Genomic DNA, 14,921 nt, shown 5'->3' with positions numbered 1-14,921 from the left:
AACCTTTGTAATCGAACGGACCAGGGCAGCCGCGCCACGTTTTCGCGGCGCGTCCATGCCGCCCCATCACGAACTTAGCGGCAAATCGTTCCGATACTTTAGGCAATTCCCATGATTTTTTCGCGACTGAATTGTCAAAAATGCCGGTCCGGACGCATCCGGCTACGCAACGGCCTCTCGCATCACGCCTGTAAAACACGGTAATCTCTCGGTCTTGCCTGCTCCCGGCAGGCCTCAGACGCCCGATCACGCCAGGTATTTCCACCATGACAGCGACCGTTTCCTTCCGCTGGGCGCGGGTGCGCCCGCTTTGCACGACGCTCGTCGCCTTCTGGTGCTGCACGGTCGCCGCGCAACCGCTGCCGGCCGCCGAATCCACCGCCGCGGCCGCGGTCACCGCCGCCGCCCCGGTCGCTGCCGCCAGCGCGCCGGCTGCCGCGCCCGCCGCGTCCGCGCACACCTGCGAAGCCGACGGCGGCCCGGCCGGCCGCCCGTCGATCGGTCTCGTGCTGTCCGGCGGCGGCGCGCGCGGCTACGCACACCTCGGGGTCCTGAAGGTACTGGAGGACAACCGCATCCCGATCGACTGCATCGCGGGCACCAGCATGGGCGCCGTGGTCGGCGGCCTGTACGCGAGCGGCATGGCCGCCGGCGAGATGCAGAAGCGGCTGTCGGAGGTCAACCTCGCGGATATCGCGTTCGACGTGACGGAGCGCGCGGACCTGCCGCAAACCAGCCGGGAGGACGAGCGCCTGTACATCAACGGGCTGACGCTCGGCTTCGGCAAGAAAGGCGTGAAGGCGCCGGTCGGCCTCGTGCAGGGCAACCGGCTGCAGGCGCTGCTCGCGAGCTGGACGGCCGCCGTGCCGACCAACCAGCCGTTCGACCGCCTGCCGATTCCGTACCGCGCGGTCGCAACCGACCTGCAGACGGGCCAGATGGTCGTGCTCGACCACGGCTCGCTGCCGCTCGCGATCCGCGCGAGCATGGCGATGCCGGGCCTGTTCGCGCCGGCCGAGATCAACGGGCGCGCGCTCGTGGACGGCGGGCTCGTCAGCAACCTGCCCGTCGATACCGCGCGGCAGATGGGCGCGAACGTCGTGGTCGCGGTCGACATCGGCTCGCAATTGCGCCCGCTCGACGCGCTCGCGTCGCCCGCCGACGTGATGCAGCAGATGGTCGGCATCCTGATCCGCCAGAACGTGACCGCGCAGCGCAAGCAGCTCGACGCGCAGGACGTGCTGCTCACGCCGGACCTCGGCTCGCTCGCGTTCACCGATTTCCAGAACGCGAAGCAGGCGATCGCCGCCGGCGCGGCCGCCGCGACCGCGGCGCTGCCGAAGCTGAAGCGCTTCGCGCTCACGCCGGAACAGTACGCAGCCTACCGGTCCGCGCATGCGCAGCCGCTGCCGCCGCCGATCCGGATCACGCGTATCGACATCAAGACCACCGGCGGCGTGCCGAAGCAGGTCGTCAGCAACGCGCTGCACGTGAAACCCGGCGACACCTACGACCCGGATACCGTCAGCCAGGATCTGCTCGGGCTCACGACGGGCGGCAACTTCGAGAGCGTCACGCAGCAGATCGTGAGCCACGGCGACGAGAACGTGCTCGAGATCGACGCGCGCGAGAAATACTGGGGGCCGAACTTCCTGCTGTTCGGGCTCGGCATGTCGAGCAGTTCGACCGACGAGGGCGGCTTCCGCCTGCACGTCGGCTACCGGCGGCCATGGCTCACGGAATCGGGGCTCGAGTTCCGCGCGGACACGACGATCGGCAGCGACCTGCAATCGGCGCGCATCGAGTTCCGCCAGCCGCTGTCGATGGCTTACGGCGTCTATCTGTCGCCCTACGCGGAATACCAGCGCCGCTACGCGAACCTGTACGATGACAGCGGCGACGTGAAGATCACGCAGTACCTGATGCAGACCGCGCGCGCCGGGCTCGATTTCGGCCTGCCGATCGGGCGACTCGGCGACTTCCGGATCGGCCTCGGTTACGTGACCGGGCACGGCTCGCCGACCTACAACGTGCCGTTCGACAACGGCAACGGCCAGTCGCTGCTGTGGCCCAGCTTCACGTCGCAGGCGCTGACCGCGCGCGCGCGGCTCGTCATCGACCAGCTCGACGATCCGCTGTTCCCGCGCAAGGGCTATTTCACCGAGCTGCGCGTCGAACGCTCGCTGGTGTCGCGCAACGGGGGCTCGGCGTCGGATTTCGACGACAGCATCAATAACGCGCCCTACACCGAGATCTACGGCAAGGCGATGGTGGCGCAGCAGTTCGGCCGGCACAGCGTCAGCGCGACGATCGAAGGCGGCAAGAGCATCGGCGGCACCAACCTGATCAACGCATTCAACTTCACGCTCGGCGGCTTCCAGCATCTGTCCGCGTATGCGGCCGACCAGTTGAACGGCAACGAGCTCGCGTATGCGCAGGTGACCTACATGAACCAGTTGATGACGTTCAACGCATCGCCGGTCAAGGCGCTGTCGGTGGGCGCCAGCGCGGAAGTCGGCAACGTCTGGTCGAGCGGCCAGCAGGTCGGCGGCGGCGCGCTCAAGCAGAGCTATACGTTCTTCACGAGCCTGTCGACCGCGTTCGGGCCCGTCTACATCGGCGTGGCGCTCGCGCCCGGCGGCCGTCGCAACTTCTACCTGCAGCTCGGCCGCACGTACTGAGCATGCGCGGATGCCGCTTCGGCGGCATCCGCGCCTCCATCGCGCCGCGCGCCCGGGTCAGAACTCCGCGGCCATCTCGACCGCGCGGGCTTGCGCCCGTTCGATGCTGTCGCTTGCGCGTGCCCCCCACGTGTGTTCGACGGTCAGGCTCCTGACCTCGCTCACGCCAATGAACCTCAGCCAGAATTCGATGTAGTCGGCCTGATGCCGGAACCCGGGGTTGTCGGCGCCCGCGCCGGGTTCCCGGCTTTGCCCGCGAACATGGATCACCAGCGCGCGCGGGATCTCCAGCAGCGGCGCGTACGCGTTGCCGTCGAACGTAAACAGCATGTTCCGCTGGCTGACGAGATCGATCAGTTGCTTGAGCTTGTACGGATAGCCGAAATTCCACATCGGCACGCCGACGACGATCCGGTCCGCGTCCTGAAAGCGCTTCACGAGTGACTGGATACGCCGCCAGATCGATTGTTCCGCCTCATCCATCGGCGCGTTTGCAACGCCCTTGTACTTGGCGCCGATCGCGCCACTGTCGAAGTCCGGCAAGTCCTCCTCCCAGACATTCAGCGTATCGACGTCGATCGTTGCGCCCGTCTGCCGGTACGCATCGACAAAGGCACGGGCGACCGCGATCGAAGCCGACCTGGCGCCGCGGGGAGAAGACACGATGTTCAAAAGCCGCATGATGTGTGACCCGGACAGGAATGCATGAACAAGGGGCGGCCATCGTGACGGCCCCGGCTTCGCTGCTGCATCGCGAGCCGCCCGCCTCCGCTGTCATGGATCGGCCGGCCCATTTAGTTGCAATTGCAATCGTAATGCAAAGCGCGCACGCGCGCCAAACGAATCGTTACGCGATTGCCGTGCAGGAAGGTGTCGAAACGGGAAAGGTGCGGCGGGAAAGGCCGGCGACGCGCTCGAATCCGGCGCGTGCGGCTGTGGTGCTGCTTCTGTCGAGGCCGAGGCCCCGCGCGGCGCAGCGCTAGACCGGCCAGCTGATCTCGAAGCGCGCGCCGCCAAGCTCGACCGGATCGACGACCGCGATCCGGCCGTTGTGCGCATGGAGCACCTGCCGCGTGATCGACAGGCCGAGGCCATAGCCGCCGGTGCGGCGGTCGAGGCGCACGAATGCGTCGAAGATTCGCTCGCGCTCGCTCTCCGGCACGCCGGGACCATCGTCCTCGACGAAGATCCCGATGTTGCCGTGCACGAGCGAGATCCCGACGACGATCTGCGATTTCGCGTACTTGCTCGCGTTGCGCAACAGGTTGCGCATCGCATACGACATCAGCCGCCGGTCCATCTTCACGCGTAGATCCGATGCGATCGCGATGCGCGACTCGATCGCGCGCTCCGGATACAGCAGTTGCGCATCGCTGACCTGATGCTCGAACCACGCGACGGGGGCCGTCATCTCGAGGTTCGACTGCAGCGAGCTGTATTCGAGCCGCGCATACGTGAGGCTCATGTCGATCAGCTCTTCGAGCTCGGTCACGTCCTGCGCAATGCTCTCGAGCGCGCCCTGGTATTCGGCCGCGGAACCCGGTTCGCGCAGCATTTCGAGCGCGAAACGCACGCGTGCGAGCGGCGTGCGCAGCTCGTGCGAGATGCCGTTCGTCAGATCGCGCTGCGCGGCGATCAGCCGTTCCATGCGCATCGCGAGCGCGTTCAGCGTCCGCGCGAGCGGACCGATGATCACGCTGTGCGATTCGCGCGCGCGCGTGTTGAAGCGCCCGCCCGTGAAATCGATCGCGCGCTCGCGCACCATCACGAGATCCGACCACACGGGCCGCATCCACCGGTATGCCGCGAGCGCGGGCGCGGCGAACACGAATACGAGCACGATCCAGATGTCGCCGGGCAGCGAGTCGAACGCATGCCACACGATCTGCGGCGACAATTCGACGCACAGCGCGAGCGCCGGCACGAGCGCGGTCAGCAGCACGAGGCCAAGCAGATGCAGGTACGTGCGAACGTAAAGACGCGACCAGCTCGGGATGCGGTCGGCGCGCGTATCGGTCCACGCGCGACGGAAATGCAGCCAGCGCCATTTGACGTAGCGCAGCGTCGGCAGCGGCGGTGCATCGGGGTGCGAACGGGTTCGTCGGATCATCTCGGCTCCCGGCCGGCGGATGGAAGGCCCGCGCGGAACGTGACGGCGTCGTACGAACGTCGCGTCATTCCCACGCGTGCTTGCTGAATTGATAGCCCTTGCTGCGGATCGTCTTGATCCGCTGCGGGTTGCTCGCGTCGTCGCGCAGCTTGCGGCGCAGCTTCGAGATGCGCCCGTCGATCGTGCGGTCCAGGCCGTCGAATTCGACGCCGCGCAACTGCAGCATCAGGTCGTCGCGGCTGACGACTTCGCCCGCGTGGCACACGAGCGCCCACAACAGGTCAAACTCGGCCGACGTCAGGTCGGGCGTGCTGCCGTCGGGCAGCACGACGGAGCGGTCGGTGCGGTCGATCGAGAACTTGCCGAACGCGTAGCGCTCCGGCTGCGGCGCGGTGCTCTCGACCGCGCGCGCGGGCGCGCGGCGCAGTTGGGCCTTGATCCGCGCGAGCAGGATGCGCGGCTCGACCGGCTTGTGCACGTAGTCGTCCGCGCCGAACTCGAGGCCGAGCAGTTCGTCGAACGGCTCGTCACGGGCCGTCACCATGATGATCACGCCGTCGTACTGCTTGCGTGCCTCGCGGCAGATTTCGAAGCCGTCCTTGCCCGGCAGGTTCACGTCGAGAATGACGAGATCGGGACGAATGGACAGGATCGCCGGCACCGCGGCGTCACCATGCAGCACAGTGTCGACTTCATAGTCGTTCTTGCGCAGGTAGCCGGCGATCAGCGTGGACAGGCGGGTGTCGTCTTCGACGAGCAGGATGCGAAAAGACATGGGCAGCGGTCGGATCATCGGGGAAGCCGCGGCGGCGCCGGCCGGTGCCGGACGCCGGCCATTGGCCGAAACGTACCGCATGATACTGCGCCCGCCGATTGCCTGTTTAGAGGTCTTGAAAATAAGGGCGCGATATCGTCCGCGCTTGACGAATCGGCGCCGGGACGGTTCCATACGGGCTCGCCTGAATCCGGGCCGCTCACCTACCCGCCTGACTTGATGAATTACCAGACGATCCTCGAACGCATCCACACCGAACTCGCCCCCTGGATTGGCCAGGGACGGGTTGCCGATTACATTCCCGAGCTCGCCAAAGTGCCGGCCGACAAGTTCGGGATGGCCGTCGTGACGCTCGACGGAAACGTTTGCACGGTCGGCGACGCGTACGAGCGCTTCTCGATCCAGAGCATCTCGAAGCTGTTCGCGTGCACGCTCGCGTTCCAGCTGCTGGGTGATGAACTGTGGGAACGGGTCGGCCGCGAGCCGTCCGGCAACGCGTTCAACTCGCTGGTCCAGCTCGAGAGCGAGCGCGGCAAGCCGCGCAATCCGTTCATCAACGCCGGTGCGCTGGTCGTCACCGACGTGCTGTGCCGCCGCTTCGTGAAGGCCGAGACGGCGCTCGTCGAATTCGTGCGGCGGCTGATCGGCGCGAACGACATCGACTACGATTCGCGCGTCGCGCAGTCCGAGCTGCAGCACGCGGAGCGCAACCGCGCGATGGCGCACTTCATGGCGAGCTTCGGCAACATGCAGATGCCGCCCGACACGGTGATCGATGCGTATTGCCGCCAGTGCGCGATCACGATGAACTGCGTCGAGCTCGCGCGCGCCGCGCTGTTCCTCGCGAACGGCGGTGTCGCGCCGGTGACCGGCGAGCGGATCGTCGATTCGAGTTCCGCGAAGCGGCTGTCGGCGCTGATGCTGACGTGTGGCACCTATGATGCAGCGGGGGATTTCGTGTATCGCGTCGGGCTGCCGGCGAAGAGCGGCGTGGGTGGCGGGATCGTCGCGGTGCTGCCCGGCGAGATGGCCGTGTGCGTGTGGGCGCCGGGGCTCGATGCGAACGGGAACTCACTGGCGGGGACGCTGGCGCTGGAGTGGTTGACGACTTATTCAGGAAGGTCGATTTTTTGAGGGGGCGGAATCCACGCGCAACTCATGCCCCACAATGGTTGCAGGTCGATTCGGTATGCGCCAGCACCCTGCGCGGGCAATTAACCCTTTGGCAGCGATCGATCCATAACCGATGCTCGTCACAGCATTTTCACGTGGGTGGCCGTTTCATCTTCAACTGCACGAAATCCCAGTCGGGAGTAGAAGGCAGCTGCAGATTCTGTATCCGTTGAAAGCCGGACTTGATGGAATTGCTGCTCTGCTCTCTGAAGCAGTGCAGCAACGAGGGCTTCACCTATACCGCGACGGCGGAAGGCATTCGCCACATAGAGGCGGCGCAGGCGGCCGGTCAACCCATCCGGGACATAGGGGTCGACGTTCAAGCCGCCAACCCCCAGAAGAGTTCCGTTGTCAGTGACCGCGAGCAGACATTCACCCGGCTTATCGAACCTGTTGCTTCCGTCTTGCCACTCGCGAATCAAACGGCCGACAAAGTTGAACCCTTGATCGACAGCTTCACGCTCAAAATCCAATAGCTGCGGAGGAAGGGTTGCTAACTGTTGAATTGAGATCATGTTGATGACCATCGCCCGGAGCACCGGGGAATGTTAGCGATTTGACGATCCGACAGCAACCCGCCCAAAGTTGCCGAATGACCAGTACTCGCGGCGGATTCAACCGATCGCCCAAGAGAGTGCGACGTTCGCCCGCTTGGTCGACATCGGGGCGTCGGTTTATATACACGTAGCGCAGGGACGCTGGCGCTGGAGTGGTTGACGACTTATTCGGGAAGGTCGATTTTTTGAGGGGGCGGGGTTGGGTGTGCCTGCTCTGGCGCAATGGCGACAGGTGAATATCGACGCGCTCAATGGGGAACTCGCCATTCGGCAACCACCGCCCCCACAGAGACATGTAGCGGTTCACACAACAAAAACACGAAAAATGAAAATATTCGCCGTCGCTTCATTGGGAATAGCATTGCTTGCTCAAACATCACCGGCCGTCGCGGATAGTGATAACGGGAAAAAGATCTTCCTGGCGAGATGTGCGATGTGCCACGGCGCAGATGCCCGAGGAACCGGACCATTGGCCAACAAAAGCAACCCGCCCACGCCCGACCTTACGACGCCCGCCTTCAAAAAGCGACTCAACGATTATCCGGGCGTGATTGTCTCGTCCGTCATACTTCGCCCGAACGGAGACCTGATTCCGAAAACGTTGCGGGAGAATGGTGTAAAACTGCCGCCTCACGCCTGGACAGTCAAAGATTTCCGCGACTTGAATCAATATATGAGCGGATTGATTTTCAAAAATTGAAGATTTCGACGCGGGTTTGGATTGCCGGAGTACCGGGACGCTGGTACTGGAGGGGTTGACGACTTGTTCGGGACGGTCGGTTCATTGAGGCGGCGGCATCGGATACGTCGGATTCGGCCGAAAAAGTGGCGCCATTGGCATACCAAGAAGGCCGTGGATAAGCAGACCACGCCTGGCGAACGGTCCGGATTAGAGTGTTTCCAATAGCAGCCCCGACGCATAAGCGATGCTCGCTGCACGTCTGCCCGACACCAGGATCCGGGCGGTATGGACAGCACTTCAACATGGATCGCGGCAGAAACTGATCAACCGGAGACTCGATCATGGCGTTGTACGGGATATCGGATTTGGCGATCCTGCTTTTTTTGACGCTTGCCGTCACCATACCGCTCACGCTGGTCGTCGCGGCCGTCGGATTGATCGGTCGCGTTCGCGCACATAAAGCCTGGAGACGCGGCGTCTTCTTTCTCTGCGCCCTGGTGGTCGTGCAGGTTGTCGCACTGTTCAACAATCGTGCCATTGCCGACGGCTATGGCCATGCAGTCAGCGCCTGGTACACCCACCACGTCACACGGACAACGGTATTCGACGGGATGACGTTCCCGCCGGGATCGACGGTTGTCCTGGACCAGGATGCGCCACACTCGGTCCATAGCGGCACCGTCCCGTCGAACACACCGCTTCTGGGGCTGACCGTGAGCGGAAACTTCCTCGTGTCCCGCATCGACGACAAGGCGAGCTACCTTGCCTGGGGAACGCTTGCGAAACCGGCATCGCTCAACGGAATCGAGTGTGCACCCGGCCCATTCACGCACCGTCGGGAGCACGCATCCTTCGACTTCAAAAAATTGGTGGACGAGGTGGACTGCACGCTTGCCTCCGGGTTTCGAAACCGCGAAGTCGATCTCCCCGCCGGAATCGACGTCAAGACAATCGCAATCGAGGGCATCGGTGCCCCGTCGATTTCGGGAGAGCTGCCTCATGCGCGGAAAAACTTCGGCATTGAATGTGACGCAGGGCCATTTGAATTCGACGGATCCGAACGATTCTCCTGCACCTTGGCCGTCGACCAACGTGTGGGTCGCCACGAACTACGCCGCGGGACAAGGGTTACGGTATCGAGGGAGCAGGACGGCAGTCTCTCGCTCTTCGGGAGTGATTGACGAGGCGGCGGGCAGCCCCCGTACTGCGGCTCAGCTTGCCCGCGTGTCGGTACCACGTACGATTGCCCCGTGGCAACGGCCGCGCCAGTCGATATCCGCACGCACCGCCACGCTGAATGAACGAATTACCCTGCAATGTCCGTCGCTTATGGCCCATTGCGACCACGGATACTCACGATGCAATCGAACCTGCTCAAGCTGACGCCCGGTGTTCACGCCGGCGTTCAGATCCGGCCGCGCTGGCCCGCGCGACACGTCCGCGTGGATACGCATGTCCTGGGCAAGTTGCAGACGATCCAGACCGAGTTGCCCGCGGAGATCACCCTGATCCTGACGCGCGGCTACGAGCCACGGGCGTCCAGGCTCGGTTTTGCCCGCCGTCAGTTTCGAGCACTGGGGATCGGCGCGTTCCGCCTGCTCTATCCCGCCCGCCTCGACGAACTGGCCGATATTTTCGGCAGCAACGGACACGATGTCGATGGAACGCATATCGACGTTTCATTCAGCTTGAACGGCCGGCGCGTGCGGATGTTGCCGCTGGGTGTATTCACGCCACCTGCCTGGCAGCAACGCCGTGTGCGGCGTTGCGCGTCTGCCCTCGCGCAGATCCGGGCCGCGCTGATGCGGCACGGGTTTCAGATTCACCGCAACGCAACGGAAAGCCTGCAGATGCATTGCGACCTGGCGCGTTAGCGCAGAAGATGGTCGGCATCACCGCAAAGGTGCCGCTACGCGATAGCGTCGTCGCCCCTCGGCGGATCGGTCACGCGTCGATCGAGAAACGCGTCGCACCGGACGCGGCGGCGAGCGTCCGCGCATAAGTCGACTTGCCGGCACCTTGCGGCCCGAAAACGATATGCACCACCGCGATGAAATCCCCTTCCTTCAGGTCGAGCGCCGAAGTGGCGTCGGGTCATTGTTATCAGCTCGCTCACTCGGCTTGCGCGAAATTCAACTCGACGCCATTGCCGGCCGGATCGCGGAAGAAAAACTGCACCTGTCCGGTGATCGGAACGTGCGCGCGCGTGAAGGCCACGTTGGCCGCAGTCAAATGACGCGCCATTTCGTCGGCGTCTGCACAGGCGAACGCAACATGATCGAACGTATTGGCAACATTCGAAGGACGCGACTCGCCCGGCCGCGCTTCCGACAGATGCAGCACGGCCTGCGTGCCGGCATACAACCAATAGCCGAAGCTTTTGAACGGCGGACGAAACCCTTCCTGCAAGCCGACGATGTCGACGTAGAAATCGCGAAGCGAATCGAGTGTCGGCCGATCCGCTCGCAGATTGTAGTGACTGAATCCGGTAACTGGCATGACGTGTAGCTCGTGTTGGCGCAACGTGACGTGACGTGAAATGGCATCGCGCCGGGCCTTGCCGCTTCGGGCGCGATCCGCGCGACAACGCAGACCGGCAGCGGCGAGCCGTTGCGGCCGGCTATCGGCATCGGCATCGGCGTCGCACTACCTCGACCAGCCGTGGGTCGATCAAGCGCACGCCAGTATATTGCGGCCGCGACGAAACGTTGCGCCGGGATGACGGGGGCCGCCGCGCGGCGCGGTAAAACACCCCTACGAAAATCGCATCGGCAAGCGCCCCGATTTTCCGGTACAAATCGGGGACGCTGAAATTCCCCGCGGGCTATCGGAGACTCTCGTTCATGACTCGGCAACACGCACCGGATATCGCAACGACACCCCGCACGAACCCCGGCGACAGCCCATCCGCGCCGATTCCCGCGATCGTGCCGTCGAGCACCGCACTGCTCGTCATGCATTACCAGACCGACATCCTTGGCCTCTTTCCGTCCGTCGCGCCCGCGCTGCTCGCCAATACACGCCGGTTATGCGACGCGGCGCGGGCCGGCGGCATCGGCGTCTGGTTCGCGAACCTCCGGTTCAGCCCCGGCTATCCGGAAGTCAGCCCACGCAACAAGAACGGCCAGGGCATCAAGCAGCTCGGCCTCTTCATCAACGACGGCCCGTGCCCGGAACTCGGCCGGCAGTCCGACGAGCCGCTGATCGTCGCGCACCGCGCCAGCGTGTTCTTCGGCACCGATCTGCAGGCGCGGCTCGTTGAGCAAGGCGTCGATTCGCTGATCATGGTCGGCATCGCGTCGACGGGCGTGATGCTGTCGTCGATCGCCCACGCAAGCGACGCGGACTTCCGCCTGTACACGGTCAAGGACTGCTGCTACGACCCGGATCCGGTGGTCCACGAGCACCTGTTCTCCACCGCCTTCGAATCGCGCACGACGGTGCTGTCGCTCGCGGACGCGTTGCACCTGCTCGAGTAATAAGGCAGTCGCGCGAGCGTGACGGGCCAACGGCTTCACCCGAATCGGCCCGCAGGATAACGACTACCGGACCGTTCCGATCCCCTTCAGAATCAGGTCGATGCCGGCCACGAACTGCTCGCGCTCGTCGTGCGCGGCCAGTTGCGCCGCCACCTTGCGCACGAACGGATACGTCGCGGGATCGAGTTGCGTCCACCGGTCGGCGACGGTCGCCACGATCTCCGGCTGCGCCGGATCGCGCGAATGCAGGCGGGCGCCGGCCGCGTATTGGCCGGCCAGCCCGAAGATGTAGTGCATCAGCGCCGATGCCGCGTTGAATTGCGCAGGCTCAGGCACGCCCAGCGCCTGCAGATGCCCGCCGACGCTTTCGAGAATCCGCAGCACCGCGTCCTGCCACGGCGCGCGGAACAGCTGCGCACCTACCCACGGATGCGCACTGAACGCATCGAACAGACGCAACGCGACGCGACGGATCGCGTCCGCCGCCTCGCCGTCAGGTGCCTTCGATTCATCTGCCATCGCGCCCGCGATCACCCGATCCGCGGCCAAAGTGAGCAGGTCGTGCTTGTCGGCGACATGCCAGTATATTGCCCCGCTTCCGGTCGCCAGGCGCGCGGCAAGCGCGCGAAACGTCAGCGCGCCCTCGCCTTCGTTGTCGAGGATTTCGATCGCGGCGTCGATGATCCGCTCTTTCGACAGCGCGTCGGCACGCCGCTCGGTTCGGTTTTTGGTTGCCATGCGCGGTAGCTTGACACATCTGGAACAACGTTCCAATATCCCGCACTGGAACGACGTTCCACAAGATGCCCATTCGTGGCGCACGACACCTGTCAGGTGCCGCCCTTCCTACCGCCGCCGGCCCGCCCCGGCCGGCAACCGAGCCCTCGATGACTCAGCCCGTCACCCATGATGTCGTGATTGCCGGAGCCGGCCCTGTCGGCCTGTTCCTCGCCTGCGAGTTGCGCCTTGCCGGCCTGTCGGTACTGGTGGTCGAGCAGGCCGGCGATCCGGCCTCCCCGCTCAAGCGGCTGCCGTTCGGCATGCGCGGCTTGTCGGCGCCCACTATCGAAGCGTTCTACCGTCGCGGCCTGCTCGACGACATCGCGATGCCGTCCGGCGCGTACGACACCGCGCACTGGATGAAGCAGTCGCGCCGTCCGGGCGGGCATTTCGCCGGCATCCCGTTCTTCCACGACCGCATCGATGCGTCCCGATGGCCGTACCGCCTGCCCGGCCCGGCCGGCACCCACATGGCGACCGATCTCGAACGCGTCGAAGCCGCGCTGGCCGCCCGTGCGAGCGCGACGGGCGCCGAGATCCGGCGCGGCATCCGTGTCGAGGGCTTCGATCAGTCCGACGAGGACGATGCGGTGACGCTGCACGCCCGCGGCAACACATGGCGCGGACGCTGGCTCGTCGGCTGCGACGGCGGGCGCAGCACGGTCCGCAAGGCGGGCGGCTTCACGTTCGCCGGCACCGATCCCGAATTCACCGGCTACTCGCTCGAGGTCGAGCTCGCCAACTCCGGCACGCTGCCGCCCGGCCGTCACTACACCGCGACCGGCATGTATACGTACACCCAGCCCGGAACGATCGCGATGGTCGAATTCGACGGCGGCGCGTTCCACCGGAGCGGGCCGGTCACGCTCGACCATGCGCAGGCGGTGTTGCGTCGCGTGTCCGGCACCGCCGTCACGCTGACGGCGCTACGGCTCGCCACCACGTGGACGGACCGCGCGTGCCAGGCGACCGCCTATCGCAACGGCCGCGTGCTGCTCGCGGGCGACGCCGCGCACATCCACTCGCCGCTCGGCGGCCAGGGGCTCAACCTCGGGCTCGGCGACGCGATGAATCTCGGCTGGAAGCTGGCCGCCACGATCCGCGGCGACGCGCCGGCGGGCCTGCTCGACAGCTATGCGGACGAGCGGCATCCGGTGGGTGCCCGCGTGCTCGACTGGTCGCGCGCACAGGTCGCGCTGATGCGGCCGGCCCGGAGTTCGCGCGCACTCGAGGCGATCGTTCGCGATCTGGTCGACACGCGCGACGGGGCGACGTACTTCGCCGAGCGCGTGTGGGGCGTATCCGTTGCGTACGATCTCGGCGGCGCACATCCGCTCGTGGGCCGCAGCGTGCCCGATTTTGAATTCGTCGACGGAACGCGGCTCGGCGAACACGTCAGGCACGGCAAAGGTGTGCTGCTGGACTTCGATGGAGGCAGGCCGTTGCAGGCGCTGGCCTCCCGCTGGCACGACCGGATCGCGTATCTCGCTAGCGATGCGAAAGACCGGTTGGGATTGCGTGCTGTGCTCGTGCGGCCCGACGGTGTCGTCGCGTGGGCCGGTGACGATGCGTTGACCGTCGACGAAGCCGCGCACGCGGCGATGCGATGGTTCGGCAAGCCATGCGCCGCGCGTTGAAGGCAGCGCCTCGTCGTCTGAAGAATCCGGTGTATATTCCCGACCGATACGCCTGCATGCGTGCCCTCGACGGCACGCCCGACCTCATCGAATGCTCACGCCATCCTCCCTGCCGACACCTGCCGAACTGAACCGCACGCTGCCGTTCGCAGCCGGCGCGCGGCCGTGGCGGCTCGTCCGCTATGCGTGCATCGACTGGCTCGGCATCCTGCTGTGCTGGGCCGCGATCCGCTTCGTGCCGAATCCGTTCGTCTATGTCGTGGCCGTGCTGCTGATCGCGGGCCGGCTGCAGGCATTCGGCGTGATCCTGCACGATGCCTGCCATCTCCCGATGCGGCGCATGACGCTGCCGCTCGCGCTCGTCGAAGCGCTCGCCGGCTGGACGATCGGTTCGTCGATCGCCGCGATGCGCTATCACCACCTGCGCCATCACCGTGCGGTCGGCACCGCCGAGGATCCGTACCTGCACCGGCTGGCCGCACGCGGCGGCTGGGTGCAGCGCATGATGATGCTGCGCGGCGCGCTGCTGCCGGTCTGGTGGCCGCTGCGCGCGCTGATGGCGCCGCTCGCGCTCGCGTGGCCCGCGTTCCGGCCGTGGTATGCGCGCGGCTTCATGCAGGACCGCTCGCGCCAGGATCTGCGCCGTCACCCTGAAGTCATCGCCTGCGCGCGTGCCGACCTGCCGCATTGCGCGGGCTATCTGCTCGCGATCGCGGCCGTCGTGCACTGGGATCTGCCGTTCTTCACGTACTACGGACTGCCGTGGATCGTCGGCGGCATCATGAACGCGAACCGTGTGCTGCTCGAACATCAGCACGTCGAGATCGACGAACGCGCGCCGGAATCGATCTGGCAGATGACGCGCACGATGACGTTCGGCTGGATCGGCAAGCTCGTGCTGTATCCGCGCAACATCGGCTTTCATCAGGTGCATCACGCGTATCCGGCACTTGCGCTCGAGCATCTGCCGGCCGTGCACCGCTACCTGACGGACGGCACCGCATTTGCGCCGCCCGCACCCGGCCAGGCCGGCTCCACGCACTGAAC

15 protein-coding genes are annotated in these 14,921 nt (G+C 65.4%); 8 read left to right on the top strand and 7 right to left on the bottom strand.

Annotated features, from left to right (window positions below; translation table 11 throughout):
* Positions 1 to 266 precede the first annotated feature (266 nt).
* Positions 267 to 2,681, top strand: coding sequence for a patatin-like phospholipase family protein (locus BCEP18194_RS26555; protein WP_011354363.1), 2,415 nt, complete (start codon positions 267 to 269; stop codon positions 2,679 to 2,681).
* Between the two features lie 57 nt (positions 2,682 to 2,738).
* On the opposite strand, the gene BCEP18194_RS26550 is transcribed toward BCEP18194_RS26555, so the two are convergent.
* The 3 genes from BCEP18194_RS26550 to BCEP18194_RS26540 form a co-directional block, all read right to left on the bottom strand.
* Positions 2,739 to 3,362: an FMN-dependent NADH-azoreductase gene (locus BCEP18194_RS26550; protein WP_011354362.1), complete on the bottom strand. Its 624-nt coding sequence runs from the start codon at positions 3,360 to 3,362 to the stop codon at positions 2,739 to 2,741.
* A gap of 298 nt (positions 3,363 to 3,660) precedes the next feature.
* Positions 3,661 to 4,791, bottom strand: a complete 1,131-nt coding sequence (locus BCEP18194_RS26545) for an ATP-binding protein (RefSeq protein ID WP_011354361.1) — start codon at positions 4,789 to 4,791, stop codon at positions 3,661 to 3,663.
* A gap of 64 nt (positions 4,792 to 4,855) precedes the next feature.
* On the bottom strand, positions 4,856 to 5,566 hold the full coding sequence (locus BCEP18194_RS26540; RefSeq protein ID WP_011354360.1) for a response regulator: 711 nt from the start codon (positions 5,564 to 5,566) through the stop codon (positions 4,856 to 4,858).
* Between the two features lie 219 nt (positions 5,567 to 5,785).
* On the opposite strand from BCEP18194_RS26540, the gene BCEP18194_RS26535 reads away from it, so the two are divergent.
* Positions 5,786 to 6,700 (top strand): glutaminase, encoded by a 915-nt coding sequence (locus BCEP18194_RS26535; protein ID WP_011354359.1) that lies wholly within the window; start codon positions 5,786 to 5,788, stop codon positions 6,698 to 6,700.
* Positions 6,701 to 6,819: 119 nt separating this feature from the next.
* Here the strand turns inward: BCEP18194_RS26535 and BCEP18194_RS40220 are convergent, their stop codons facing one another.
* Complete coding sequence (locus BCEP18194_RS40220; protein WP_157687242.1) at positions 6,820 to 7,266, bottom strand: GNAT family N-acetyltransferase; 447 nt, start codon at positions 7,264 to 7,266, stop codon at positions 6,820 to 6,822.
* Positions 7,267 to 7,621: 355 nt separating this feature from the next.
* On the opposite strand from BCEP18194_RS40220, the gene BCEP18194_RS40215 reads away from it, so the two are divergent.
* From BCEP18194_RS40215 to BCEP18194_RS26520, 3 genes are all read left to right on the top strand, one after another.
* Complete coding sequence (locus BCEP18194_RS40215; RefSeq protein ID WP_081436658.1) at positions 7,622 to 7,996, top strand: cytochrome c; 375 nt, start codon at positions 7,622 to 7,624, stop codon at positions 7,994 to 7,996.
* A 323-nt stretch (positions 7,997 to 8,319) separates the two neighbouring features.
* A complete protein-coding gene (locus BCEP18194_RS26525) occupies positions 8,320 to 9,159 on the top strand; it encodes a hypothetical protein (RefSeq protein ID WP_011354356.1) in 840 nt (279 codons plus the stop codon).
* A gap of 177 nt (positions 9,160 to 9,336) precedes the next feature.
* A complete protein-coding gene (locus tag BCEP18194_RS26520; RefSeq protein WP_208860725.1) occupies positions 9,337 to 9,852 on the top strand; it encodes a hypothetical protein in 516 nt (171 codons plus the stop codon).
* 70 nt (positions 9,853 to 9,922) lie between these two features.
* On the opposite strand, the gene BCEP18194_RS42155 is transcribed toward BCEP18194_RS26520, so the two are convergent.
* Both BCEP18194_RS42155 and BCEP18194_RS26515 read right to left on the bottom strand, forming a co-directional pair.
* The gene (locus BCEP18194_RS42155; RefSeq protein ID WP_167316035.1) at positions 9,923 to 10,024 is read right to left on the bottom strand and encodes an ATP-binding protein; all 102 of its coding nucleotides are present in this window, start codon (positions 10,022 to 10,024) and stop codon (positions 9,923 to 9,925) included.
* A gap of 66 nt (positions 10,025 to 10,090) precedes the next feature.
* A complete protein-coding gene (locus BCEP18194_RS26515) occupies positions 10,091 to 10,477 on the bottom strand; it encodes a VOC family protein (protein WP_011354354.1) in 387 nt (128 codons plus the stop codon).
* Between the two features lie 344 nt (positions 10,478 to 10,821).
* Here BCEP18194_RS26515 and BCEP18194_RS26510 point away from each other — a divergent pair, with 344 nt between their 5' ends.
* A complete protein-coding gene (locus BCEP18194_RS26510; protein WP_011354353.1) occupies positions 10,822 to 11,457 on the top strand; it encodes an isochorismatase family cysteine hydrolase in 636 nt (211 codons plus the stop codon).
* A gap of 63 nt (positions 11,458 to 11,520) precedes the next feature.
* On the opposite strand, the gene BCEP18194_RS26505 is transcribed toward BCEP18194_RS26510, so the two are convergent.
* Positions 11,521 to 12,195: a TetR/AcrR family transcriptional regulator gene (locus BCEP18194_RS26505; protein WP_011354352.1), complete on the bottom strand. Its 675-nt coding sequence runs from the start codon at positions 12,193 to 12,195 to the stop codon at positions 11,521 to 11,523.
* 149 nt (positions 12,196 to 12,344) lie between these two features.
* Here BCEP18194_RS26505 and BCEP18194_RS26500 point away from each other — a divergent pair, with 149 nt between their 5' ends.
* Both BCEP18194_RS26500 and BCEP18194_RS26495 read left to right on the top strand, forming a co-directional pair.
* Positions 12,345 to 13,874, top strand: coding sequence for an FAD-dependent monooxygenase (locus BCEP18194_RS26500; protein WP_011354351.1), 1,530 nt, complete (start codon positions 12,345 to 12,347; stop codon positions 13,872 to 13,874).
* A gap of 91 nt (positions 13,875 to 13,965) precedes the next feature.
* A complete protein-coding gene (locus BCEP18194_RS26495) occupies positions 13,966 to 14,919 on the top strand; it encodes a fatty acid desaturase family protein (RefSeq protein ID WP_011354350.1) in 954 nt (317 codons plus the stop codon).
* Positions 14,920 to 14,921 lie beyond the last annotated feature (2 nt).

The organism is Burkholderia lata, from assembly GCF_000012945.1.
Classification (GTDB): Bacteria; Pseudomonadota; Gammaproteobacteria; order Burkholderiales; family Burkholderiaceae; genus Burkholderia; species Burkholderia lata.
The sequence above is the reverse complement of the archived record's forward strand: the minus strand, read 5'-3'. Positions and strand labels throughout refer to the sequence as shown.

Excerpts from the sequence above, each read along its gene's own strand:
- BCEP18194_RS26555 (WP_011354363.1), top strand. The coding sequence starts at position 267 with ATGACAGCGACCGTTTCCTTCCGCTGGGCGCGGGTGCGCCCGCTTTGC.
- BCEP18194_RS26550 (WP_011354362.1), bottom strand. The coding sequence starts at position 3,362 with ATGCGGCTTTTGAACATCGTGTCTTCTCCCCGCGGCGCCAGGTCGGCT.
- BCEP18194_RS26545 (WP_011354361.1), bottom strand. The coding sequence starts at position 4,791 with ATGATCCGACGAACCCGTTCGCACCCCGATGCACCGCCGCTGCCGACG.
- BCEP18194_RS26540 (WP_011354360.1), bottom strand. The coding sequence starts at position 5,566 with ATGTCTTTTCGCATCCTGCTCGTCGAAGACGACACCCGCCTGTCCACG.
- BCEP18194_RS26535 (WP_011354359.1), top strand. The coding sequence starts at position 5,786 with ATGAATTACCAGACGATCCTCGAACGCATCCACACCGAACTCGCCCCC.
- BCEP18194_RS40220 (WP_157687242.1), bottom strand. The coding sequence starts at position 7,266 with ATGGTCATCAACATGATCTCAATTCAACAGTTAGCAACCCTTCCTCCG.
- BCEP18194_RS40215 (WP_081436658.1), top strand. The coding sequence starts at position 7,622 with ATGAAAATATTCGCCGTCGCTTCATTGGGAATAGCATTGCTTGCTCAA.
- BCEP18194_RS26525 (WP_011354356.1), top strand. The coding sequence starts at position 8,320 with ATGGCGTTGTACGGGATATCGGATTTGGCGATCCTGCTTTTTTTGACG.
- BCEP18194_RS26520 (WP_208860725.1), top strand. The coding sequence starts at position 9,337 with ATGCAATCGAACCTGCTCAAGCTGACGCCCGGTGTTCACGCCGGCGTT.
- BCEP18194_RS26515 (WP_011354354.1), bottom strand. The coding sequence starts at position 10,477 with ATGCCAGTTACCGGATTCAGTCACTACAATCTGCGAGCGGATCGGCCG.
- BCEP18194_RS26510 (WP_011354353.1), top strand. The coding sequence starts at position 10,822 with ATGACTCGGCAACACGCACCGGATATCGCAACGACACCCCGCACGAAC.
- BCEP18194_RS26505 (WP_011354352.1), bottom strand. The coding sequence starts at position 12,195 with ATGGCAACCAAAAACCGAACCGAGCGGCGTGCCGACGCGCTGTCGAAA.
- BCEP18194_RS26500 (WP_011354351.1), top strand. The coding sequence starts at position 12,345 with ATGACTCAGCCCGTCACCCATGATGTCGTGATTGCCGGAGCCGGCCCT.
- BCEP18194_RS26495 (WP_011354350.1), top strand. The coding sequence starts at position 13,966 with ATGCTCACGCCATCCTCCCTGCCGACACCTGCCGAACTGAACCGCACG.